We start from the raw sequence: 25965 nt of genomic DNA on the forward strand, positions 1-25965 counted from the left end.
AATGAAATCCGCGGAATATAAAAAATATCCGCGGATTTTTTAATATATCCGCGAATATTACAAGATATCCGCGATAATTCCAATTTATCCGCAAAACATCTAGGAGGAGAGATCATGCAGGAATCGATTCTGTTTACCGAAACTAATAGACTCATTCTTCGCCCGTTTAAAAAGGACGACTATTCAAATTGGTATACACAGTTCGACCAAAGACTGCCGTCCCAATATAAATATGATGATGGTCGTCCGACTAATATGGAAACCTCGACAGAAGCTTGGTTTACGAAATGGATAGAGGGGTTCGAATTGATGGCTAATAAAGATGAAACCTATATCCTTGGAGTTTTTCGCAAAGAAGATGGAGTTAATGTTGGAAAGGTAGAAATAACGACAATCATGAGAAGAGAGTTTCAGTGGGCTATGATGGGATACTCTATTCACAATCAATTTTGGAAAAACGGATATGCGATAGAAAGTGTATCTGCTGCAACGGACTTGTTTTTCTCTAAATTGAATTTTCATAGAATCGAACTGCATATCAATATGGATAATCATCCATCTATCCGATTAGCTGAACGCACAGGATTCCTTTTTGAATGTGTGAGAAAAGAGTTTTCATTTGAGGATCATCAATGGACCGACTTTTTAATCTATTATAAGAATCAACCGAGCACATCTGTTTAAGATGTGTTTTTTTGATAAGAAGGTATAAAATTCGATACAGTTTCTAAAGTTAAGTATGTCTAGTTCCAACGCCTTTTTTATTCTTCCCTAACTCTCTTTACAATATCTTAACATTTCATTAATACCCGCTTAATACCCTAGTATTATCTTAAACATGTAAGAACAATTACCTAAAAAACTAGGGGGCACTTTTGAATGAGAAAAAGAATCATAGCTTTATTTAGTATGTTACTAGTGTTTGCGATCGTCGCAGCAGGATGTGGTAGTGGAAGTGAAACAGATTCAAAAGCAAATGCTGAAGGTGGAAATAAAAAAGAAGAAACCACTAAAGGTTCTATTACAGCAGTTGGATCTAGTGCATTACAACCACTAGTTGATGAAGCTGCGAATCAGTTTATGAGCAAACATTCAGGTTCCACAATTAATGTACAAGGTGGAGGAAGTGGAACAGGACTCAGTCAAATTAGTGAAGGTGCAGTAGATATCGGTAACTCTGATATTTTTGCTGAAGAAAAAGATGGAATAGATGCAAGTAAATTAGTTGATCATAAAGTAGCAGTAGTTGGAATGGGACCTGTTGTGAATAAAGAAGCAGGTGTTGAAGATATTACAAAGCAACAGTTAATTGATATTTTCACAGGAAAAATCAAAAACTGGAAAGATGTTGGCGGCAAAGACCAAGAAATTGTGTTAATCAATCGTGCCGAGGGTTCAGGAACAAGAGCTGTATTTGAAGCAACTGCATTAGATGGTGCGACACCTGCACAAGCACAAGAACAAGACTCATCAGGTACAGTACAAAAAATTGTTAGTGAAACACCGGGAGCAATAAGCTATCTAGCATTCTCTTATTTCAATGATTCTATTACACCATTAAAAGTAGATGGAGTAGAACCTACAGCAACAAATGTAGAAACAAATGAATGGAAAATTTGGGCATATGAGCATATGTACACAAATGGCGATCCTACAGGGTTAACAAAAGAATTTTTAGATTTCATTTTAAGTGATGAAATTCAATCTTCCTTAATCACAGAACTTGGTTATATTCCTGTTACAGGGATGAAGGTAGAACGTGATGCTGAAGGAAAGATTACGAATAAATAAGGGATAAGTTTAAAAAACTGGGGCGTTTAATAAGGGATGAAATTCTCTAGACTCCCCAGTTTCATTCATTCATTTGATTGAGGGGAAAAGATTAAAGTTCTAAATATCAAGCTCCAGCGTATAGACTTTTGAGGTTTTTCTCGAATTATTTGCTCGTGGGGGCTGAGCAAAGCGCTTGAGCTTTTCTTATTGAAAGGGGAAAGTATCTTGGAATTAAAGGATATAAAAATGACGGAAAAGCAATGGAATTCATCAACTAAGATATGGACAGAGCAGCGTGGCCGAATGATAACATTAACTTCTGTTTCAATTATGATTATCATTGCGGTTTCCATTTTATATTTCGTCGCTTCAAAGGGCTTTAGTACATTTACAGTTAATAAAGCAAGTATTATTGATTTTTTTACAGGAATGCAATGGAAGCCTAGTACTTTAGATGATTTAGGAAGACCAATCGTTGGTGCACTACCTCTTATTTTTGGTTCCTTTGCTGTGACATTATTAGCAGCGATCATTTGTGCTCCGCTTGCCATTGGTGCTGCAGTTTTCATGACGGAAATCTCTCCAAAATTCGGTAAAAAAATTTTACAGCCGGTCATTGAACTACTTGTCGGAATTCCATCAGTTGTGTATGGATTTGTTGGATTAAGTGTGGTGGTCCCTTTTCTCCGTGAAAATATTGGCGGGAGTGGATTTGGAATTGCAGCAGGAACAATCGTGTTAACGATTATGATATTACCAACGATAACGAGTCTTTCCGTTGATGCAATTGAGGCGGTTCCCATGCAAATTAGGGAGGCATCATTAGCATTAGGCGCGACAAGATGGCAAACGATTTATCGTGTAATTCTAAAAACTTCCTTACCTGGTTTATTGACAGCTATCGTCTTCGGAATGGCTCGTGCATTTGGTGAAGCATTAGCTGTTCAAATGGTCATTGGAAATTCTACCGTTATACCTAGTTCATTAGTAGAGCCCGCTTCGACCTTAACAAGTATTTTAACGATGGGCATGGGCTATACAGTAATGGGAAAAGCAGAAAACAATGCTCTATGGTCATTAGCATTAGTCCTCTTACTAATGTCACTCATCTTTATCATTATTATTCGCATCTTAGGTCGTAGGAGGGTTTATTAATGAATGCAAAACGAGCGGATCGATTAGCTACCATTATATTTTATGCAATTGCTGGTTTTATCGTCTTACTTCTTGCAGGATTATTTGGGTATATTCTTGTAAATGGTGTTAGTCATATTAGCTGGAAATTTATTACCTCACCTCCACAATCATTTCGTGCAGGAGGAGGAATTGGACCACAATTATTTAACTCCTTTTACTTGTTAATTCTAACAATGATTATCAGTGTTCCATTAGCATTAGGTGCTGGGATTTATATGTCAGAATATGCAAAGAAAAATATATTTACAGATATTCTGCGAACGGTTATCGAGGTTTTATCTTCTCTTCCTTCTATCGTTGTAGGGTTGTTTGGATTCTTATTTTTCGTTATCTATATGGGATGGGGATTCTCGATCTTAACGGGTGCCTTAGTATTAACCATTTTCAATTTACCATTAATGGTTCGCGTTGTAGAAACCTCCTTGCAGGGAGTTCCAGACGCACAAAGGGAAGCTGGATTAGCATTAGGAATATCGAAATGGGAAACTATCAAAAAAATTCTTCTTCCAGCTGCTATTCCAGGTATTGTTACAGGAATTATTCTTGCTTCTGGAAGGGTGTTCGGTGAGGCAGCTGCACTTATTTATACAGCGGGGATGAGTACGCCAATTCTCGACATTTCAAATTGGAATCCATTCAGTCCAACATCACCGCTTAATCCTATGAGACCGGCTGAAACCCTAGCTGTGCATATATGGAAAATTAATTCTGAAGGACTTATGCCTGATGTAAAAGAAGTTTCAAGCGGTACTTCAGCCTTATTGGTTTTATTGATATTAGTTTTTAATATAAGTGCACGCTGGATCGGCAAATTCATTTATAAACGAATGACTGCCTCTTAATCGAAGGAGTGATGAGAATGGAAGCTACAATGGAAAGAAAGCAGAATAAGACGGCGATTGCTGTGAGTAGTCATAAATTGAAGATAAAAAAGGTAACAGCACTTGAAACAAAAGATTTACATGTATACTACGGTAATCATTTAGCCTTAAAGAATATATCAATGCCAATTTATAAAAATCAAGTGACTGCATTTATAGGACCATCTGGTTGTGGGAAATCTACGTATTTGCGAAGCTTAAATCGAATGAATGATGAAATTGAGGGGTGTCGTGTAGAAGGAAAGATCATCTATAAAGATTTTGATATCAATCAATCCAATGTGAATGTATTTGAGATTAGAAAAAACATTGGAATGGTGTTTCAACGTCCCAATCCGTTTGCCAAATCTATCTTTGATAATGTGGCGTTTGGACCGAAACAACATGGAGAGAAAAACAAAAAAGTATTGCAGGAAATTGTTGAAAAAAGCTTACGAAAAGCAGCCCTTTGGGATGAAGTGAAGGATCGCTTAAATAAATCAGCATTAGCTTTATCTGGTGGACAGCAGCAAAGACTTTGTATTGCACGGGCAATAGCTATGGAACCTGATGTCCTATTGCTTGACGAACCTGCTTCAGCTTTAGATCCTATCTCGACTAGTAAAATTGAAGAGCTCATCATTGATTTGAAAAAAGATTATACCGTTGTCATTGTGACCCATAATATGCAACAAGCAGCGAGAATCTCTGATCAAACAGCATTTTTCTATATGGGGGATTTAGTTGAATACAACGAGACGAAACAAATCTTTACGAATCCTCAAGAGAAGCAAACAGAAGATTATGTGACTGGAAATTTCGGATGAGTTGGGGATTCGTACTAGTAAAAAAGATGAGTCTTAAATCAAACTAAACTGTAAAGCAGGTGAATGAAAGCATGGCAATTTCAATCGAGCAACTAGAAGCAACAAGTACAATCATTCGGAGTCATTCATTAAATGTATATTATGATCAGTTTCAAGCACTAAAAGATATTACCATTGATATGAAAAAGAATACTGTGACGGCATTAATTGGTCCTTCGGGATGCGGAAAATCTACTTTTTTACGGACATTAAACCGAATGAATGATTTAGTTCCAAAATTTCGTGTAGAAGGTCAACTTTCATATAACAATCAAGACATATACAGTCCTACTATGGATGTGGTGGAACTTCGTAAACAAGTAGGGATGGTGTTTCAACGCCCCAATCCTTTTCCTATGTCAATTTATGATAATGTTGCATACGGACTTCGAATACATGGTATAAAGAAAAAAGGAATACAGGATGAAATCGTAGAAAAAAGCTTACGTCAGGCTGCCTTATGGGATGAAGTAAAGGATCGATTACACAAATCCGCTATGGGGTTATCCGGTGGACAGCAGCAAAGACTTGTAATTGCTCGTGTTCTTGCGATACAACCAGATGTGATCTTAATGGATGAACCAGCATCTGCACTTGATCCTATTTCTACATCTAAAATTGAACAATTAATTATTGAATTAAAGCAGCAATATACAATTATCATTGTGACACATAGTATGCAACAGGCAGCGCGTGTTTCAGATGATACGGCCTTTTTCTTAAACGGTGAGATTATCGAATTTGATCAAACACATTCGATTTTCACTAATCCAAAAAAGAAAGAAACAGAGGATTATATTTCAGGGAGATTTGGTTAATAAATCACGGAATAAAGGGGGCAGCAGTGTGGTTAGACGTGTGTTTGAAGATCGCTTAACAGAACTCCATGAGACATTAATGGCAATGGGATTACTTGTGGAAGAGGCTATCTACAAAAGTGTAAAATCTTTAGTAGATAAAAATGTAGAATTGGCCTTAGAGGTAGTTCTTGATGATAAGCAAATCAATGAATATGAAATTGAAATTGAAACGAAATGTTTTGAATTAATTGCACTACAACAACCAGTTGGAACGGATTTAAGACGAATTGCTACTATGTTAAAAGTAGCAACGGATTTAGAACGAATGGCCGATCATGCAGTTAGTATTGCCAAAGCGACGATTCGCTTAAAAAACGAAACGTATGTCAAACCATTAATAGATATCCCGAAGATGGCAGAGTTAGTCAAGGAAATTGTTCGTGAAAGCTTAGACGCCTATATCGCTTTAGATCGGGAGGCAGCCATTGAAGTATCCAAAAAGGATGATCAAATCGATAAATATTTTTCGATGATCTTTTTGGAACTGGTGGAAATTATGCAGCAAGACAAGGAAAGAATTCATCAAGCCATTCATTTTCTTTTAGTAGCACAACATTTGGAAAGAATCGGTGATTATGTAACAAATGTTTGTGAATGGATTGTTTATTTAAAAACGGGTCAGCTAGTTGATTTGAATAAATAAGAACGAACAGACGATGAATCGTCTGTTTTTTTGTTGTAATTTCTTATTGGGTAGTATAGTCAGCATTGAATGATCTGGAAGGTTTTTTGCTAGTGGGACAGGTTTAGGAGATTTAAAGAGGAAAATGTCCTTCATAAACTTCAAGGACAAAATAGAATAAACTAATCACCCAACTGTTCCTTAGGAACGTGATGAAGGACAAATTCATACTCTAAATTAGAAGTTACCCATAAAAAACCCATATTAATTCTAATGATAAAAACACCCTTGATTCGAAAATTAATTTTTAGTAAAATTAAAAATATAATATATGAACATATGCGCATATAAGACATATAATAGGAGTGATAGCATGGAGCAAGATAATCAAATTCCGTTTGAACAAGATCATGATGAGCTTGATGAGGAGACATTATTTATTGTTTCACAAACCTTTAAGGCATTGTCAGAGCCAACGCGTATAAGGATTCTACATTTACTTTCAGATAAGGAGCATTCAGTAAATGAAATTGCAGAAAAGCTTTCCTTACTCCAAACCACTGTATCTCATCAACTACGATTTTTAAAAAATTTAAGGTTAGTGAAATATAGAAGAGAAGGAACGACGTTGTACTATTCCCATGATGATAACCATGTGATGGACATTCTTAAACAGACTATAAACCACGCAAGACATCATTAATGCGATAGGGTATAAGAAAGTGATGTCCGTTTAATACTCAAATAGTAGTGATTTATAAGCCTAGCTGCCGAATTAGACAAATTACAAGCCATGATGGCAAGTGGTAAAGGTAGGGGGAATAATAATGGCAGAATATAAATTACAAGGCCTTTCCTGTGCCAATTGTGCGAGGGAAATGGAGGAAGAGATACACAAGCTTGAGCATGGAGAGGATGCAAAGGTTTTATATAATACAAGCAAGCTTATTGTTAATGATGAAATTTCACTAGCACAAGTTGAAAGGATCCTTGCAACTGATGGAGCAGCAATTCAAAAGGATGATCATGATGGCCATGATCATGCACACTCCCATGCCCATTCTAATCGTTTATTAAAATTATTTATTATCGTTTCAGCTGTTCTATATTTTTTGGCTATGTTTGTAGGTAAAGCAAGTGAGGGGGCAGCGATTGCACTATTTATTATTGCTGCGGCAATTAGTGGGTACCAAACATTTATTCAAGGGGTTAAGAACTTATTCAGATTAAAATTTAATATTGATACATTAATGACGATAGCATTAATAGGCGCCTTCAGTATCGGGGAATGGAAAGAAGGAACCCTCGTTGCGATATTATTCGGTATTAATGAATTCCTCGAAGGGTTGGGAATGGAAAAGGCAAGAAATTCTATGGCATCCTTGCTTAAGGTGGCACCTAAAGAAGCTCTCCTAATCGAGGCGGGAAGAGAAAGAATTGTCTCTATTGAATCATTGAGGGCAGGTGATACTGTATTAGTGAAGCCAGGAGAAAAGATCCCATCAGATGGTGTTGTCCTTGAAGGGAAAAGCTCCGTCAATGAAGCGGCAATTACGGGGGAATCTCTACCGGTTGAAAAATCGATAAACCAAGCAGTATATGGTGGAAGTATTAATAATGAAGGAATTCTTAAAATTACTATTACAAAGTCTTACGAAGATTCCTCATTAGCGAAAATTTTACATTTGGTGGAAGAAGCACAAGAAACAAAGACACCTACTGAGCAGTTTATCAATCATTTCGCTAAATATTACACGCCTATCATTATTTTAATTGCGATTATAGTTATGGTAATCCCACCTCTATTTGCAGGAGGAGATTGGGGGAAATGGTTTTATCAAGGATTAGCCGTGTTAATTGTTGGATGTCCTTGTGCACTAGTTTTATCCTCACCTATTGCAATTGTCTCGGGAATTACTCGCAATGCAAGAAATGGGATTCTAATTAAAGGTGGAGTGTTCCTTGAACAATTGGGAAAGATCAATACTATTGCCTTTGATAAGACAGGTACATTAACAAAAGGGCAACCAATAGTTGAAGCAATAAAGCAATATGATGAAAAATTTTTTACAGTGGCTGGTTCAGTAGAAAATGCTTCATCACATCCTTTAGCAAAAGCGGTTATGAAAAAGGTTGAGGAAGTTTCGGCCCCTATTTATGAGGTATCTGATGTAAACACATTATCAGGCAAGGGGATCGTTGCTAATGTAAATGGGAGTATTTATTTTGTCGGTAATGAAAAAGGAATACCGCAATCTGCGCTTACCGAGCAAATAAAGCAAGAAATTTCTGAGATGAAAAATCACGGCTATACATTAGTGGCGGTTGCAAATGAAGAAAAAGTTCTTGGAATAATGGGAATTTCGGATGAAATACGTGGAGAAAGTAAAGTAATTATAGATGAGCTCCAGCAATTAGGAATTAAACATACGGTTATGTTAACAGGTGATCATGAAAAAACGGCAGAAAAAGTGGCCAAACAAATTGGATTAACGAATTACTTTGCTGGACTTTTGCCAGATGAAAAAGTAGCCAAAGTTAAAGAGCTCACTCAAAGTGGAAAAGTAGCTATGGTAGGGGATGGAATTAATGATGCTCCAGCACTTGCTACTGCAGATTTAGGAATTGCCATGGGAAAAGGAACGGATAGTGCAATCGAAACAGCAGATATCGTGCTAATGCAAGACCATTTAGGTAAGCTTCCTTCTGCAATTAGAATTTCTAAGCGAGTTAATCGCATCATTAAATTAAATATATCATTGGCCTTAGGATTAAAATTAATCGCCTTGTTGTTAACTATTCCAGGATGGTTAACCTTATGGATCGCCATTCTTTCTGATATGGGAGCAACTGTTTTAGTGACACTAATCAGTTTGACGGTTTTGATTCGTCAAAAACATCATGCATAAGTTTTAGAAAAATCGCCTTAATTCGACATTATTAAGGCGTTTTTTTTATTGGAGAAGAAAATTCATAGGTAAATTCGACAACTTCTTGTACAAAAAGCACAAAATAAAAAAGTTGTTTATGCATGCTAGCTAACTGTTTTGTTCTTTTTTGTTTAAATGAAATAACGACCTGAATGGACCATGTAGGTATAATAAACTATATGAGCTGTAAACGCTTTTTCGACAAATTTCTCTTTTTGTTAAATATTAAAGGGAATTGGTCAAGAAATTTAAGTATAGGTCTCGATTACTTAAATGTTTACTTAATAAGAAATTTGAAAGGGGTATATCATTTTACAGCAAGAATGAAGAAAATAAACTCTTTAGGCAAAAAGTAAATATTTTGCCAAAATATCCTAAATAAGCATTGGAAAATCGGGAGCTTAAACATATAGAAAAGGACATAATATTATTATCTATTGTTTTTAGATGGACAACCATTGACTGGTGGTCAGCCAATGCACGTTAGAAAAAATTAAGAAATGGGGTAGGGTGTATAATGTCTACGAAGTTAGATAATTATGATTCAAATGAGATACAGATCGAACACGCTCCAGGTGTAGATGAATCGTTGTATCCGAAAAAAAATAACGAACGAACGGTAGGTCCAATCTCTTATGCATTTATGTGGATTGGTGATGGGGTAAACTTAGGGAATATGACTCTAGGTGCCAGCTTAGTTGTAGCCGGAATTGCAACACTAAATATTTATCAGACATTTTTAGCAGGTATTATCGCAATCGCTATTATTTCAACTATTTTTGCTTTAAATGACAGACTTGGATACAAAACTGGTATCCCATATGTTGCTCAACTTAGAATGTCCTTTGGTATTAAAGGAACAATCATTTCATCCCTTTTACGTGGTATACCGGCCATCGTTTGGTATGGAATACAAAGTTGGATTGGTGCTACAGCATTAAATGAAATTGCAAAAATTGCTACAGATGGTAGCTTTGATCATGTTGCTATTTGCTTTGTAGCGTTGGTGTTATTACAAATTGTTCTTTCACTATTTGGCTTCCATGCCATTAAATGGGTAGAATCACTTGCTTCAATTATTATCATGTTAGCACTTGTATACGTGTTTATTATTCTTTTAACTTCACATAGAGATGCAATTGCTGATACATGGGTTCATACAAAAGGATCATGGGGCTTACCATTCTTCGGATTTATTATGGTATTCCTTGGAAACTATGCTGCGATTTTCTTAAGTGCAGCAGATTACTCAAGAGAATTGAAAACGGGTATTAGTAATGGAAAACGTGGAACTTTATACTTTGTTTCTATTTTTGTAGCCTATGGTTTTGTACTCACAATTGGTGCAATGCTTGCTTCAGCAACAGGAGTAACTAACCCTGCAAAAGCATTAGCAATTATCGTTGTTAATTCATATATTACAGTTTTTGTATCAATCTTTATCGTAATTGGAGTTATTGCAACAAATATGGTTGCCAATATTATTCCTCCAGCATATGTTATTACATTGCTTACTAAATTGAAATATAAGCCTGCAGCTATCATTACTGGTTTGCTTGCATTAGTTGCCTTCCCTTGGGAACTTGTAAAGGATTCATCAGCAGAAGGCTTAAACCTATTCGTACTGATCTATTCTGCATTTTTAGGACCAGTAGTTGCAATTTTATTAGTGGAATATTATATTTTGAGAAAACAAAAAGTGGATGTAGCAGAAATTTATAAGCCGGATGGTCAATTTGCTGGATTTAATCCATGTGCATTAATTGCGATGTTCATTGGTGCAGCAGCAGCCTTCATAGAAGTGGATTTAGCTTGGATTGTTGGTGCAGTGGTCGCAGCAATTGCCTACATCTTATTAATGAAGTTTACATTTAAAAATTCTAAGTTTAAAAAAGGTACGATATTTGAGAAATAATGATTGATGAAAATCAAATCTATAAGTAAGAGATTGCATTGTAGTGGATGGTTTTTATCATCACGACAATGCAATCTTTTTTCTTTAGTCACTTATATCCAAGGCTCTAATTTCTAATTAATTTCAATTCCAAAAAAATTAGAAAAGAGCTTTCTTTAAAGAAAGAAACTAAAACAAAATGACTTAGGGAAAGAATAAATGATGATAAATAGGAAGGAGAGATAATTATGTCATACGATTTAATTATTAAAAATGGAAATGTAGTTTTTCGCGATGGTGTACGTAAAGTAGACATTGGTGTTAAAAATGAAAAAATCTCTTGCATAGCTGAACAAATTACAGAGGATGCAAAGGAGATTATTGATGCAAGTGGGCAATATGTAATGCCTGGAATGATTGATACTCATGTACATATCAGTGAACCTGGTCGTACAGAATGGGAAGGGTTTGAGACTGGATCAAAAGCACTTGCTGCTGGTGGTACAACAAGTTATGTTGAAATGCCACTTAATGCACTTCCAGCTACTATTAATAAGGAAGCTTTGGATTTAAAACTTGAGGCAGCAGTAAATCAGAACTATGTAGACTACGGTTTTTATGGTGGACTTGTTCCTGAAAATTTAGATAAGTTACAAGAGCTAGATGATGCAGGTGTTCTTGCTTTTAAATGCTTCTTATCTGATATAACAAGTGATATTCCTGGAGACTTTACAAATGTTGATGATTATACTTTATATAAAGGAATGCAAAAGTTAGCAGAGTTAGATCAAATACTTTGTATTCATGCAGAGAATCCATCTGTAACTTCTAAACTTGCGGAGGAAATGGTCCGTGAGGGAAGAACAACTGCAATGGATTACGTTAACTCTAGACCAATATTTACAGAAGTTGAAGCTGTGCAACGTGCCTTACTATTTGCAAAAGAAACTGGCTGTAAATTACATTTAGTGCATATCAGCACTTCTGAAGCCGTTCAGGCGATTCTAAAAGCACGTGCTGAAGGGGTGGACGTCACTCTTGAATCATGTCCACATTATTTCTCGATGACTGCTGAAATGGTTGAAGAAATCGGTCCTAGAGCAAAATGTCAACCACCATTGAGAAAAGCAAAGGATCAAGCAAAATTATGGGACGAGCTTCTTAATGGAAATATTGATTGGTTAACTTCAGACCACTCTCCATGTACAGAAGATTTGAAGCAAGGAAATATTTTTGAAGCATGGGGCGGAATTAGTGGAGCTCAAAATAATGTTGACTTAATGTTTGATTTGGCAGTGAAACAGCGTGGCCTAGAAGTTCAAAAATTTGTTGATCTTATTGCAACAAATCCATCTAAACGTTTCAACATACCGAATAAAGGTGAGATTGCTGTTTCGAAGGATGCAGATATTATCCTACTCGATCCTAATCAGTCTTATACAGTAAAAAGAGAAGATCTATATTATAAAAATAAGCATAGTGCTTATGAAGGCAGAAAAATCGACTGCCGCGTGACTAAAACGATTGTTCGTGGACATGTAGTTTTTGATTTAGAAGAAGGAATCGTTGGTGAACCAATTGGTAAGCTAATGTCAGCAAAATAATAATTGTCTAAGGGTTAGTCTTTTAATAGGTCTGACCCCTTAGCTTTTTATGCAGTCCCTTATTCATGGATTGGAGCGGTTTAATTTAAATGATTGACTGCTCAAGAAATAAGCAAGGAGGAAAAAGGAAATGGCTACATTCGATTTATTAATAAAAAACGGTACTATTGTGACAGCAGAGTCAAATGCTCAAGGTGATATCGCTATTAAGGATGGTAAAATTGCGGAGGTTTCTATCGGTAAGTCAATCGAAGGAACAGCAGAGAAAGTTATTGAGGCGGAAGGTCTCCATGTTTTCCCGGGCCTAATTGATTCACATGTTCATTTTAATGAACCTGGTCGAACAGAATGGGAAGGATTGGAAACTGGAAGTAAAAGTTTGGCAGCTGGGGGAGTAACAACATTCTTTGATATGCCATTAAATAGTACACCACCAACAATTAATAAAGAAAACTTAGAATTGAAAAGAGCAGCTGCTAAAGAAAAATCAATTGTTAATCCTCGTTTCTGGGGTGGACTTGTTCCACAAAATATTGCAGATTTGAAGGAACTTCACGAAAATGGTGTAATTGGTTTTAAAGCATTTATGTCACCGAGTGGAATTGCAGATTTTGATAATGCGGATGATGAAACACTATATAAAGGAATGAAAGAGATCGCTTCATTTGGTTCCCTTTTAGCTGTTCATGCTGAGAGTACAGTAATTTGTGATCAACTTGCTCAAGAGAAGCAAAGCCAAGGAAAGACATCAGCAAGAGATTTTGTTGAATCAAGACCAATTATTTCTGAAATTGAGGCAGTTAGAAGAATAATTTCTTATGCTGAGGCAACTGGCTGTAAGCTTCATATTGTTCATGCAAGCAGCAGAAAAGTTGTACAAGTTATTAAAGAGGCACAACTAAGAGGTGTAGATGTGACAGTAGAAACTTGTCCGCATTATTTATCTCTTACAGTAAAAGATTTGGAAGAAAAAGGTGGGGTAGCAAAATGCTGTCCACCATTAAGAGATGAAGATGAAGTTGAAGATTTATGGGCTGCTGTAGCTAATGGGGAAATTACTGTTATTGGCTCCGACCATTCACCAGCACCCGCATCAATGAAAGAAATAGAAGGCAACTTTTTTGAAGGATGGGGCGGAATTTCAGGTGCACAATCTACTTTAAATATCTTATTGACTGAAGGCCATTTTAAACGTAACCTTCCTTTAGAAAAAATTGTTGAATTGACAGCGACAAATCCTGCAAAATTATTTAAACTTGAAAATAAAGGTACCATTGCACCTAATTATGATGCAGATATAACAATTGTGAATTTAAACGAAAGCTTTGAATTAAAGAAAGAAGATCTATTCTATCGTCATCAACATTCACCTTATGTTGGAAAAACATATCAAGGAAAAGTAAAAACAACAATTGTGAATGGCCAAATTGTGTTTGAAAATGGAAAAATTATTGCTGAAAAATAACATGTAAAAAGAGAGGTAGGCTGAATAATCAATACTCAGCCTACCTCTCTTCGTTTTAGAAGGTATAAGTTACTCATTCGGATTCTTCGAGAATGGAACCTATGATTAAAGCGACTCGAATCCGAAGTGAATAGGCAGGGTCACGGAAAGAACAGTTAAGTAAAGCTTCTGTTTTTTCAATTCGATATTTCACTGTATTACGGTGAATAAATAATTTTCTTGATGTTTCCGAAATTTCACATTGGCAGTCAAGATATACTTGAATGGTTTTTACCAATTCTTGATCTTCCTTTGTTTTAGGATAGGCCAATGATTTTAATGTATTTTCATAGAGAGCCTTTAAATCCTTCTTCGGAATAATTTTTAGCAATTCCTCAAGTTCTCTTGTTCGGTAGAAGTTTATGAACCCGAACATGTTTAGATCATATCCGTTCATAATTGCTTCAACCGCCTCATGATAAGCAGTTGGAATGTCCCTTAGAGAGTGAACAGCATTACTTACACCGAATGAAATAGAATAATCTCCTTGTAAATGACTTTGAGCCGTTTCAACAAATTTTGTTATATGCTTCATTTCAGTCTCGGTAATATCAGGAAATTGCACAATCATAACAAAGTACTTTTCTTTAGTAAATAATGTCGCATTTACTTGTGCATCGATAATTTCATCTTCAAGCTTATCGTAAATACTATGATAAAGCTCACCAACCTTTTTTTCATAAAGTTGTAGAGTTTCGTAATTTTCACCTTTTGGATCAACGGTACAAATAATACATATATTATTCAGATCCTCTTGTAAGCCATAAAAATTTCCACGACTAATGATTTCCTCATCTGATTGAATTCTCATTTCGATTAAATCGGCGAAAAAGTTATTCTTCAATAATCTTGAGTTTTCTTCAATAGCCTGTTCCTTAATAATTGTGAATGAAACCACATTCCCAGCTTGTTCAATGGCCATTTGTGAAGAAGGATATGGCAAGGTTAGAGAATCTATGATTACTAGCATGCTATTATCCTGACGCTTTGTTTGCACAGGAAATGTTGAGATGGATTGATTTTCCTTAGAAGGAATAGCATACGTATTTCCTTCACGAGCTGCATCTAAATCCTTTTTAATTATCTCGATTATTTCTTGCTCAATTATCTTCATCGATTCTTTGCGGAAATCATGACTTTGTGCAATCTTTTCGCCACGATGATTAAGCAAAAGAGTTGGACGTAATAAAAAATGACCTAATTGTTCAACAAGAGCATTTAAACTATATCCTTTAATCATCATATCTGAAAATTCCTTTTGAACATGTAAAGCATAATAAAGTTGCTCTGCTTCATGGTCATTTAAATAATTCAAAATATGACGTGAGACCTCACCTAATGAATGGTCTGTATGCAAATCAATAATCGGAAAAGCCAAATCATCGGCTAGTAATTTCACCTCTGCTGGCAAAGTCTTTAAGAAACGATTGATCTTAATGACTATTCCAGAACAATTTAATGCATGCATTTGTCTAATTAACTCGCATAGCTTTTGTGTATCGTCTTTAAAAGCATAGCCAGTAGTTAACAGTAAATGATCTTTATTTAAAAACTTAATGATGTCAGGTGTATCTGATATATTAACAAACTGTACATTTCGGGTAAGTCCTCTATGACCTGCTAAAACAATTGATTCTTTCATACCTTCTAAGATAAATAAATCATTCATTGTTTTCATGAATATCCCTCAAATACATTAAAGTTTGTACAAAATTAATTCTAGCTTAACTTACTTATCATACGTTTAATATAGCTAAAATGCAAGTGATAATTTAGTCATTTTAAACAATGACTTTTTTCACCAAAAAAACTACACTGGGATTAAAGAATCTTAGAAGGATAGTGTAAACGAAAAAACGAAGCGGATGTTGTTTTAGTGCTTCGTTATTTTGATGTTATACTACTGTTATTGGGTAAATGGATAATGAGGAAGGGAAGTGTTGATAAGGATGGAATGGATGGCGTGTTTTTCGAGCAATGAAGTTTATAAAATCCTTGAACAAAATCCTCAGGGTAGTATCCATAGTGTATTTATCAATAGTTTTAACATCGCGTTTGATAAAAGCCTTGTACATGTTGGTGTCTATGAAAATGGATTAGCGCCTTTCGGTATTGGCTTAAGTCGAATGGATGCACAACAGCTGATTAGACAAATCCAGAATGGACAGCTTGTCCGTTGGGATCATGCATCTGGAAAGCTCATTTTTTCAAATGAAGCAGTACTTGATATGAAGCAAGTTAAGTGGACAAAGCATTCGTTTTCTGACCGCTTAACAAATCATTCAATCATAATTGATCATTTTCGATATATTGCAGATTTATTTCTACAATCAGACTGGCAAACTGGTCTGGCACAAACCCCTGATGAAAAACAAGAACTAAACCAATACTTACTATCCTCAACGCAAGTAGTTACTAGCAGTAAATTTATAAATGAAGTGAATCGTTTAATCCAGCTTATTCAAGGTGAGATATCCACTGAATATGAATCCGTATTTGATTATTGGATGGGGAGGGGTCTTGGACTTACACCGAGTGGGGACGATGTATTAACAGGTGTGTGTGCATTTCTTTCAGCATTTAATGGATCAAAAGGTGAGTTTCAAGAACGATTGAAAAGCTATTTAGTAGCTAAAGGTAGACAAAGGACGACGCATATTGCATATGAGTATTTATTATATGCTACAAATGCTAAATTTCATACTCATCTTATCCAGATGTGTAAAGGGATGGATTCGCGAAGTGATATTGAATTTTTCCAAGCTGTTGAGGAAATGAAAAAAATTGGTCATACATCAGGTGCAGACACCTTACTAGGAATTTTATTAGGAATTAAGGCTTTAGTTTTGAAATGAGCCTTTAAATTTTAAGTAAAGAAGGCGATTATCATAAAAGAATTATTAAAATCATCCAATTGGATATCAGGCTTACAATGGCTCTTTTTCATTTTTACTAACATTGTTGTCATACCTATTACAGTAGGAGCGGCTTTTGACTTACCTGGTGGAAAGATTGTTAATCTATTACAGCTTTCATTCATAGTGACCGGTCTTGCGTGTATTGTTCAGGCATTTATAGGACATAAAAGAGCAATCATGGAAGGACAGTCTGGTCTTTGGTGGGGAGTAATCCTAACCTTATGTAATACAGCTATTGCACAAGGAATGTCATTAACTGAGTTGGGTGGAAGTTTAACGGTTGGTATTATCATTTCAGCAGTGTTGACGTTGATAATTGGATTAACGGGTATAGGTCCGCATATTTCAAATTTATTTAAACCTGCTGTTATGGGTGTATTTATGTTTCTTTTTGGTTGTCAGTTGATCGGTATCTTCTTAAAAGGAATGCTAGGTATTCCTTTTGGTAATCAAGCACAAGGTGCACATATTGATTTATCTATTTCATTATTATCTATTATTATTGCAATTATCGTTATTATTGTTAGTATTAAAGCTCCACCAGCAATAAGAAAATATGGTTTATTAATTGGTATTATTCTTGGCTGGATTGCTTATGTTCTTATTTTTAAATCTGAAGCGGCTGTAAGTGAGGCATCATCATTTAGTTTAGATTTATTCCCATTAGGAAAACCAACATGGAATACTGGGATCATTATTACAACTGTTTTAGCTGGTTTATTAAATACGGCGAATACATTTGGAGCGTTAAAGGGTACAGATGAAATGTACAAATCTGAAACAACTAAAACTCAATATCGAACATCATTTACAATAACAGGTATTTTCACAGCTATTGCAGGTGTATTCGGTCTGGTACCTTACTCACCATATGTGTCTTCAATCGGATTTTTAAGTCAAACAGGGATTATCAAAAGAATTCCTTTTGTACTAGGTGGATTTATGTTTTTAGTAATGGGATTGATTCCGCCTGTGGGACACTTCTTTTCACAGTTGCCATTGAGCATAGGTAGTGCGGTATTATTTGTTTCTTATTTACTTTTATTAAATTCATCCTTTGCGTTTTTTAAACAGATTGAATTTAATACATTAAATGTCTATCGTTCTGCTGTTCCATTATTTGTGGGAATTGTTATTATGACATTACCTGCATCCTATTTTGAAACAATTCCTAGTTTTATCCGTCCACTTTTAAGTAGCGGCTTAATGGTAGGGATTATATTATCACTTATTCTAGAGAATTTATTTAAATGGGATCGCTACGGAAAAACTGAAAAGATTCAATCAGAAAGTGAAAATATGGCATCATAGATATTTAGATATATGAAAAGGCCATCTCATAATTGACTATTATGAGATGGCCTTTATTTTTTTCTCTTTTAATCACAGTAGGTTGAAGACTGTTAACTCCTTTTTTTACTGAGAAAAAATACTCAATTAAAAACGCTACTAAAAGCATTCTTAAGTGTAACAGCTGCCAGTAAGGATTTTAAAAAAGTAACATTATACGAAAACATCCTTTTTATAAATGAAAATTTAAAAAAGAAATGATTTCTTCAAAGGCTTTTTGAACAACAGGATTGTCCCAATCCTCATCAAATACATGCTTTCCATCAGGGATTGTAATAAGTTTGCATGAACCGCCTGAGTTACTTAATTTTTTGGACATTAATACAGATTGTTCATACGGAACGTCCTCATCCATTGTGCCATGCAACAATAAGGTAGGAGGGAAATCACTATCTGAATAGTAGAGAGGACAATACGGTTTAAGTTCATCTAAGCTTCCACCTGGGATAACAAGAGCTCCGCTTATATCTTCAATCCATGTTCCCTTCTGTCTAGCATACATATAAATCGCATAACGCTTTTGGATAGGTCCCTCTGAGATAACGGTATTTGAAACAAGCATTTGTGCAAGCTCTTTTGGAACAGGGGTCATTTTTTGATAATGTGGACTTGGCTTTGTAGCCCAATCTCCAGTGATATCGCCATACCCATATAAAGAAACAATTGCTTTAGGCTTGTTTTTGAATGTTCCTGCTAATAAAGCTAAATACCCGCCAGCAGAACCACCGATCACGGCAATTTTATTTGGATCATAATTAAATTTTTCTTTTCCCTCATTTTCAAGCCATGAAAGTGCATCTGCTACATCTTGTTGAATCTCAGCAAGTTTTGTTTCAGGTGCCAGACGGTAATCAATGGAGAAAATATTGAAACCAGCTTGATGATAAAAGTCAATCTGTTCTTTTTTTAAATCTTCCCTTGAACCCCAAAAAAGTCCTCCTCCATGGATATAAACAATGACAGGACGATTTTCTTGTGAAGCTGTATAGAAATCACCCTTCAGCTCAAATTGGGTGGTGCTTTTGTATATAACTGTTGTTTTGTTCATACTATAGATGATCTTCCTTTCTCGGTTGAATAAAAACTATTTACTCATATTGTATAATAAAATTGATTTGTACCATTTGTTTATTATGTACAAAATGATAAATAAACTTTATCTATATCGTATAAAGACTATCAAGGTATGATACGCTTACAATAGATATGAGGTTAATAAAGAAATGAGTAAGCTTGAATAAGGTTTTAATCAGATTTATACATGATTTCTCCCTTGTATAGTTTATACATGAAAAACAAAGAATACTTACTTACTAATTCCTTAAAACAATGAAAATGTTTCTATGCAAAGTCATTGTTTTTTACTGATTTTTTTTAATACGAACATTGATATGTTCTAGCAAATTTAACCAACATATATTACAAGGAAAGGGATGAATGAGAATGACAGACGGAACAAACGGAACAGTTCCTCAGCTAGATACACTTGCCGCAGATGCAGAAGCTAAATTGAATTGGCTTGGGGAGTTTGGTAAGGATCCAGATGGTGGCGTTTCGCGTCTTCTTTATTCCAAGGAATGGGTAGAAGCTCAACATGCTCTAAAAGAATGGATAGAGAATGAAGGGCTAGAGGCTCGGTTTGATGAAATTGGAAATTTGTTTGGTACATTAAAAGGTAAAAATACGAATGAGACAATTCTTACAGGGTCACATGTTGACACAGTAAAAAATGGTGGGAAATATGATGGGCAATATGGAATTATTGCCGGTATTTTAGCGTTAAAATACTTGAAAGAAACATATGGTCAACCATTACGTAATATTGAAGTTGTTTCAATGGCTGAAGAAGAAGGAAGCAGATTCCCTTATGCATTCTGGGGATCTAAAAACATCGTTGGATTAGCGAAACGCGAAGATGTTGAAACGATTGCAGACTTTGATGGTGTTCCATTTGTCGAAGCCATGAAGGAAGCAGGTTTTGGTTTCAGAGATGAAACAAAACCAGCACGTCAAGATTTGAAAGCATTTGTTGAAATTCATGTTGAACAAGGTAGTGTCCTTGAAACAGAAAAGATTCCTGTCGCTGTTGTTAATAATATTGTTGGACAACGTCGTTTTACTATTGAAGTAACAGGGGAAGCTAACCATGCAGGAACAACTCCAATGGGATATAGAAAAGATGCTGTGTTTGCTGCAAGTCAAATGATCTTTGATATTATTTCCATGGCAAAAGAAGTTGGCGATCCTCTTGTTGCAACGGTTGGTAAAATTGAAGCACAACCTAACATTGTTAATGTTGTACCTGGAAAAGCAATTTTTACAATAGATGTTCGTCATACGGATAAAGATGCGATTGTTTCATTCACAAAACAGATTACTGATCGTATGAATGAGATTTCTAAAAATCACGAAGTTGATACAAAAATCGATATGTGGATGGATGCAGATCCTGTTCCAATGGATGAGAAAATTGTTGAAGTGATGGAAAAACAGTGTAAGGAAAATGGTTTGACTTATAAGGTAATGCACAGTGGTGCAGGTCATGACTCACAAATTTTTGCACCGTTTGTTCCAACAGCAATGTTATTCGTACCAAGTGTTAAAGGGATTAGTCATAATCCTGCTGAATATACACATCCAGCTGATTTAGCTGAAGGTGTAAAGGCATTAATTGGTTCATTATATGAATTAGGATATAAAGAATAGAAGTAATTTAATCAAAATAGCGAAAACAAAGGAGAATGTTACAAATGGGTTATCCAAAGGATTTACTTTCAAGCAGATCAATTATTAAACATGGCTTATATGCATTAATTGCACCAGAAGGTTTAGTAAATAATGTTGTTCCTGGTTTTGAAAACTGCTCAATGTCTATTTTAGGATCACCAAAACTTGGTGCAAGCTTTGTTGATTATATTATCACTATGCACGAAGGTGGAAAAAACAGTGAAGGATTCTGTGGACAAGATAATGTAGAATCATTTGTTTATATCCTTGGTGGAAAAGTAAAAGTAACAGCTGGTGAAGAGGAATTCGTTCTTGAAGAAAGCGGCTATGTATATTGCCCACCTGGAGTAAAAATGTACTTAGAAAACCTTGAAGCTGGTGATTCTCGTTTATTCTTATATAAACAAAAATATAAACCACTAGAAGGACGCAAGCCATGGGTTGTTTCTGGTCATGCTAACAATATCGAATACAGAGATTATGATGATATGCATAATGTTCATATTAAAGATCTATTACCTATGGAACTAGATTTCGATATGAATTTCCATATTCTATCTTTTGATCCTGCTGCAAGCCATCCATTTATCGAAACACATGTTCAAGAACATGGTGCATATCTACTATCTGGTGAAGGTATGTATAACCTTGATAATGAATGGATTCCAGTTAAAAAAGGCGATTACATTTTTATGGGACCATATGTTCATCAAGCAGCTTATGCAGTTGGTAGAGAGCCATTAACATATGTTTACTCTAAAGACTGCAATCGTGATGCGGACCTTTAAAAATTAAACGAAGAGGTGTCTCAGTTTGAGAGTAACTAAAGATGAATTAAAAAGTTTAATAAAAAATAAACTTCAAAAAGCTGGTCTTAAAGAAGATCATGCAGCATTAACAGCAGATGTTTTAGCATTCGCGGATGAAAGAGGTATTCATTCCCACGGAGCAATGCGTGTAGAGTACTATGCAGAAAGAATTGCAAAAGGTGGAATTAATACAAATCCTGATTTCAAATTTGAAAAAACTGGCCCGAGTACAGGTATTTTTCATGGCGATGGTGGTTCAGGACATGTTGCAGCTAAATTAGCTATGGATGAAGCAATTGCTATGGCAAAGGAAAATGGAGTGGCGATTGTAGGGGTACGAGATATTTCACATAGTGGTGCTATTTCTTACTTTACTCATCAAGCTTCAAAAGAAAATGTAATTGGTTTTTCTGTATGCCAATCTGATCCAATGGTTGTTCCATTCGGTGGTGCGGAACCTTATTATGGTACAAATCCAATTGCCTTTGCAGCACCTGGAAATGATGATAAAAGCCTTACTCTTGATATGGCAACAACTGTTCAGGCTTGGGGGAAAATTCTACATGCTCGTTCAAAAAATGTAGAAATTCCTGATACATGGGCAGTAGATAAAAATGGCGAACCGACAACGGATCCATTTAATGTGAATGCCTTATTACCAATTGCTGGTCCAAAAGGATATGGCCTAGCAATGATGGTAGACGTATTATCTGGAATTCTTCTTGGCTTACCATTTGGAAATAAAGTTTCTTCTATGTATGAGAACTTATCCGAATATCGCAAATTAGGTCAACTTCACATTGTAATTAATCCTGAGTTCTTTACTGGAATAAAAAACTTTAAGGACAATGTTTCTCAATCAATGGAAGACTTAAATCAAATTAAACCAGCTCCTGGTTTCTCTAAGGTTCTTTACCCAGGTCAAAACAATGACGTAATTATTGAAGAATATAGTAAAAATGGTATCGAAATTGTTGATGATATCATTGACTATTTAAAGTCTGATGTTGTTCATAACAATCAGTATGATCATAAAGGTGCATTTGCAAAATAAATCGTAAATTAAAAATCAGCTTTTTCCTATTTGAACAGGGGTGAATGAATATGAGGTTATCTAAGGAAAAATTAAAGGAACTAATTGCTAATAAACTTCATAAAGCAGGACTTTCAACTGAACATGCCGATGGAGTAGCCGATGTCCTTGTCCATGCCGATGCACGAGGCGTTCATTCCCATGGAGCAATGAGAGTGGAGTATTATGCAGAAAGAATTGCAAAGGGTGGATTAAATAATAAACCGAATTTTCATTTTGAAAAAACGGGTCCAAGTACGGCAATTTTTGATGGAGATAATGGTGTAGGTCATGTTGCTGCAAAGTTAGCAATGGATGAAGCGATAAAAATGGCAAAGGAAAACGGAGTGGCTATTGTAGGAGTAAAAAGAATTGGACATAGTGGAGCACTTTCTTATTTTGTACAACAAGCTGCAAATGAGAATTTAATCGGTATTTCTGTATGTCAGTCTGATCCTATGGTTGTTCCTTTCGGTGGAGCCGAACCATACTATGGTACGAATCCGATTGCCTTTGCTGCTCCTGGTAAGGACGGAAAGCATATTACTTTTGATATGGCTACAACAGTACAAGCATGGGGGAAAGTTCTTCATGCCCGTTCGAAAAATGAACCTATTCCCGATACATGGGCTGTTGACAGTAACGGAGAACCGACAACCGATCCATTTAAAGTAAATGCCTTACTGCCAATTGCTGGACCAAAAGGTTATGGACTGATGATGATGGTCGACGTATTATCTGGTATTTTATTAGGACTTCCATTTGGAAATAAGGTTTCATCTATGTATCACGATTTAACAGAATACAGAAACCTTGGACAGCTTCATATTGTCATTAACCCTGAATACTTCGTGGGTCTTGAAAGTTTTCAAGAAGGAATCTCAACTACGATGAAGGATTTAAATAATATTAAACCTGCCTCTGGCTTTAAACAGGTCTCCTATCCTGGACAAAGAAGTGCTGAAAGAGAAAAGGCCTATGAAGAGAACGGTATTGAGATTGTTGACCATATTTACGAGTATTTAATTTCTGATGTTATTCACAACAATGTGTATGATCACAAAAGCCCTTTCGCTAAATAAAAGGTGAAAAAAATAAAGGGGGGTCTGCTATGGTAGCCACCCTTTTCCTATGGAGTTAATTCCATTATTAAAGTAAAAAATATAAGAAGAGGTGCATGAAATAATGCTTCAAACGATCATTAAAGAGAATTCATATCAAGATTCAGTGAATCTTATGCTTCTTACAAATAAAATTTCAACAATGGATGGCGTAAACAAAGTACAAATTATGATGGGAACACCTGCGAATAAAGATATCTTTAAAAATGCGGGTCTTCACACAGAAGAACTTGAAAAGGCAGCAGCTAATGATATGTGTATCGTAGTTGATACTGATTCTGAAGATACAATTCAAGTATTACTTGAAGAAGTAGACAACTATTTAAATAACCAAGCAATCAGTAGCAGCAAGCAAGATTTCGAAACTGTAAATACATGGAATAAAGCACTTAAAGAATTACCAAATGCTAACATTGCCATCATTTCAACTCCTGGTCAATATGCTGCTGAAGAAGCAGAAAAAGCATTAGATAATGATCTACACGTTCTTATTTTCAGTGATAACGTATCAATTGAAGACGAGCGCCGTATTAAAGAAAAAGCTCATGAAAAAGGTTTACTTGTAATGGGTCCTGACTGTGGTACTGAAATTGTTTCTGGTGTTCCTTTAGCTTTCGCAAACGTTGTTAAACAAGGAAAAATTGGAGTTGTTGGAGCTTCAGGTACTGGTATTCAAGAAGTTACAAAAGAAATTGATCGTTTAGGCGGTGGTGTTAGCCACGCAATCGGAACTGGTGGTCGTGACCTTTCAGAAAAAATTGGTGCGATTACAATGTTAGATGCTATCAGAGCATTAGCGGCACACAAACAAACAGAAATCATTACTCTTATTTCTAAGCCACCTGCAAAAGAAGTTCGTGATGAGGTTGTTCAATTACTTCAAAGTGTATCTAAACCAGTTGTTGCTATTTTCCTTGGAGAAGAGCCACATGATCACGAAGGAAATATCTACTATGCAAATACATTAGAAGAAACAGCAGCAATCTCTGTAGATCTTGCTAAAGGAAATGCAGTGAAACCAAACTACTATACAACTAACATTGAAGTACCAGCTGTAGATTTAAAACCAGAACAAAAAACAATTAAAGGACTATATTCTGGTGGTACTCTTGGATATGAAGCTGCAACTCTTATCAGCAGAGGTTTAAACCTTGAATCTAGCGATCATCATGAAGATGGATACCTATTAAAAGCAAACGGTTTTGAAGTAGCTGACTTAGGTGATGATATCTATACACAAGGTAAACCACATCCAATGATCGACCCTGATACAAGAATTAAATTCTTCCAAAAAGCAGCACAAGATGATTCAACTGCTATTATCTTATTTGATGTAGTTCTTGGTTACGGTTCTCATGAAGATATGGCCGGTGCATTAATCCCTGGCATCAAAAAAATCCAAGAAGATGCAAAAGCAAAAGGCAAAAACATTTACTTCGTAGGAACTGTTTGTGGTACAGACATCGATCCACAAGGTTTGGATGAACAAAAAGCTAAGCTTGAAGAAGCAGGTGTCATCTTAAGAGACAGTAATAACCAAGCAATTCGCACAGCTCTAGCTATGCTTAATATTCAAATAGAAGAAAAAGATAAAAAAGTCGTACCTGTTAAAGAAGCTGTTGAAAAAGTAGAAATTACAGTTTCTGAAGCAATTGAACAATTTTTAACTGAAAAACCTAGAGTAATTAACGTTGGATTAAAGAAATTTACTGAATCCATTACAGCAAATGGTGGTAAAGTTGTTCAATACGACTGGCGCCCAGTTGCTGGAGGTAATTCAAGATTACGCAAAGTGTTAAGTGTACTTCGTTAATTTTTAATTTGATTGAAAAAAAGCGATTTTACACAAACATTGAAA

21 protein-coding genes are annotated in these 25965 nt (G+C 35.5%); 19 read left to right on the forward strand and 2 right to left on the reverse strand.

The window, feature by feature from the left end:
- The first annotated feature begins 114 nt into the window (after positions 1 to 114).
- From I5818_RS06430 to I5818_RS06485, 12 genes are all read left to right on the forward strand, one after another.
- Positions 115 to 684 carry a GNAT family N-acetyltransferase gene (locus tag I5818_RS06430; RefSeq protein WP_078109848.1) on the forward strand — a complete coding sequence of 190 codons (570 nt, stop codon included), beginning with the start codon at positions 115 to 117 and terminating at the stop codon, positions 682 to 684.
- Between the two features lie 195 nt (positions 685 to 879).
- On the forward strand, positions 880 to 1791 hold the full coding sequence (locus I5818_RS06435; RefSeq protein WP_071977046.1) for a phosphate ABC transporter substrate-binding protein PstS family protein: 912 nt from the start codon (positions 880 to 882) through the stop codon (positions 1789 to 1791).
- Between the two features lie 189 nt (positions 1792 to 1980).
- The gene (pstC, locus tag I5818_RS06440; protein WP_058002906.1) at positions 1981 to 2928 is read left to right on the forward strand and encodes a phosphate ABC transporter permease subunit PstC; all 948 of its coding nucleotides are present in this window, start codon (positions 1981 to 1983) and stop codon (positions 2926 to 2928) included.
- A complete protein-coding gene (gene pstA / locus I5818_RS06445) occupies positions 2928 to 3812 on the forward strand; it encodes a phosphate ABC transporter permease PstA (RefSeq protein ID WP_078109849.1) in 885 nt (294 codons plus the stop codon). The genes pstC and pstA overlap by 1 nt, the downstream gene beginning before the upstream one ends.
- 17 nt (positions 3813 to 3829) lie before the next feature.
- The gene (gene pstB / locus I5818_RS06450) at positions 3830 to 4657 is read left to right on the forward strand and encodes a phosphate ABC transporter ATP-binding protein PstB (RefSeq protein WP_078109850.1); all 828 of its coding nucleotides are present in this window, start codon (positions 3830 to 3832) and stop codon (positions 4655 to 4657) included.
- A gap of 71 nt (positions 4658 to 4728) precedes the next feature.
- A complete protein-coding gene (gene pstB, locus I5818_RS06455) occupies positions 4729 to 5514 on the forward strand; it encodes a phosphate ABC transporter ATP-binding protein PstB (RefSeq protein WP_071977045.1) in 786 nt (261 codons plus the stop codon).
- A 28-nt stretch (positions 5515 to 5542) separates the two neighbouring features.
- Positions 5543 to 6199, forward strand: a complete 657-nt coding sequence (gene phoU / locus I5818_RS06460) for a phosphate signaling complex protein PhoU (RefSeq protein WP_058002903.1) — start codon at positions 5543 to 5545, stop codon at positions 6197 to 6199.
- 352 nt (positions 6200 to 6551) lie between these two features.
- Entirely contained in the window at positions 6552 to 6881 is a 330-nt protein-coding gene (locus I5818_RS06465; protein ID WP_058002902.1) for an ArsR/SmtB family transcription factor, read from the forward strand.
- Positions 6882 to 7005: 124 nt separating this feature from the next.
- Positions 7006 to 9087 (forward strand): heavy metal translocating P-type ATPase, encoded by a 2082-nt coding sequence (locus I5818_RS06470; RefSeq protein WP_078109851.1) that lies wholly within the window; start codon positions 7006 to 7008, stop codon positions 9085 to 9087.
- A gap of 538 nt (positions 9088 to 9625) precedes the next feature.
- Positions 9626 to 11023: an NCS1 family transporter gene (locus tag I5818_RS06475; RefSeq protein ID WP_078109852.1), complete on the forward strand. Its 1398-nt coding sequence runs from the start codon at positions 9626 to 9628 to the stop codon at positions 11021 to 11023.
- Positions 11024 to 11250: 227 nt separating this feature from the next.
- Positions 11251 to 12606, forward strand: coding sequence for an allantoinase AllB (gene allB, locus I5818_RS06480; RefSeq protein WP_058002899.1), 1356 nt, complete (start codon positions 11251 to 11253; stop codon positions 12604 to 12606).
- Between the two features lie 130 nt (positions 12607 to 12736).
- Complete coding sequence (locus I5818_RS06485; RefSeq protein ID WP_058002898.1) at positions 12737 to 14071, forward strand: allantoinase; 1335 nt, start codon at positions 12737 to 12739, stop codon at positions 14069 to 14071.
- Between the two features lie 73 nt (positions 14072 to 14144).
- On the opposite strand, the gene I5818_RS06490 is transcribed toward I5818_RS06485, so the two are convergent.
- Positions 14145 to 15788, reverse strand: coding sequence for a PucR family transcriptional regulator (locus tag I5818_RS06490; RefSeq protein WP_058002897.1), 1644 nt, complete (start codon positions 15786 to 15788; stop codon positions 14145 to 14147).
- Positions 15789 to 16047: 259 nt separating this feature from the next.
- Here I5818_RS06490 and I5818_RS06495 point away from each other — a divergent pair, with 259 nt between their 5' ends.
- The gene (locus tag I5818_RS06495; RefSeq protein WP_209391876.1) at positions 16048 to 16965 is read left to right on the forward strand and encodes an oxamate carbamoyltransferase subunit AllH family protein; all 918 of its coding nucleotides are present in this window, start codon (positions 16048 to 16050) and stop codon (positions 16963 to 16965) included.
- 63 nt (positions 16966 to 17028) lie between these two features.
- On the forward strand, positions 17029 to 18339 hold the full coding sequence (locus I5818_RS06500; RefSeq protein ID WP_268876187.1) for a uracil/xanthine transporter: 1311 nt from the start codon (positions 17029 to 17031) through the stop codon (positions 18337 to 18339).
- Positions 18340 to 18550: 211 nt separating this feature from the next.
- Here I5818_RS06500 and I5818_RS06505 read toward each other — a convergent pair whose 3' ends face one another.
- Positions 18551 to 19426 carry an alpha/beta hydrolase gene (locus I5818_RS06505; protein WP_071977038.1) on the reverse strand — a complete coding sequence of 292 codons (876 nt, stop codon included), beginning with the start codon at positions 19424 to 19426 and terminating at the stop codon, positions 18551 to 18553.
- A gap of 395 nt (positions 19427 to 19821) precedes the next feature.
- Between I5818_RS06505 and allC the strand changes: the two genes are divergently transcribed.
- From allC to fdrA, 5 genes are all read left to right on the forward strand, one after another.
- A complete protein-coding gene (gene allC, locus I5818_RS06510) occupies positions 19822 to 21084 on the forward strand; it encodes an allantoate deiminase (RefSeq protein ID WP_058002998.1) in 1263 nt (420 codons plus the stop codon).
- Between the two features lie 44 nt (positions 21085 to 21128).
- Positions 21129 to 21893: a (S)-ureidoglycine aminohydrolase gene (gene allE, locus I5818_RS06515; protein ID WP_058002893.1), complete on the forward strand. Its 765-nt coding sequence runs from the start codon at positions 21129 to 21131 to the stop codon at positions 21891 to 21893.
- 25 nt (positions 21894 to 21918) lie between these two features.
- A complete protein-coding gene (allD, locus tag I5818_RS06520; RefSeq protein ID WP_058002892.1) occupies positions 21919 to 22968 on the forward strand; it encodes an ureidoglycolate dehydrogenase in 1050 nt (349 codons plus the stop codon).
- Positions 22969 to 23018: 50 nt separating this feature from the next.
- Positions 23019 to 24068 (forward strand): ureidoglycolate dehydrogenase, encoded by a 1050-nt coding sequence (allD, locus tag I5818_RS06525; RefSeq protein ID WP_058002891.1) that lies wholly within the window; start codon positions 23019 to 23021, stop codon positions 24066 to 24068.
- Positions 24069 to 24171: 103 nt separating this feature from the next.
- Positions 24172 to 25920 carry an acyl-CoA synthetase FdrA gene (fdrA, locus tag I5818_RS06530; protein WP_058002890.1) on the forward strand — a complete coding sequence of 583 codons (1749 nt, stop codon included), beginning with the start codon at positions 24172 to 24174 and terminating at the stop codon, positions 25918 to 25920.
- Positions 25921 to 25965 lie beyond the last annotated feature (45 nt).

Origin of the sequence: Heyndrickxia oleronia, assembly GCF_017809215.1 — a bacterium.
Taxonomy (GTDB): domain Bacteria; phylum Bacillota; class Bacilli; order Bacillales; family Bacillaceae_C; genus Heyndrickxia; species Heyndrickxia oleronia.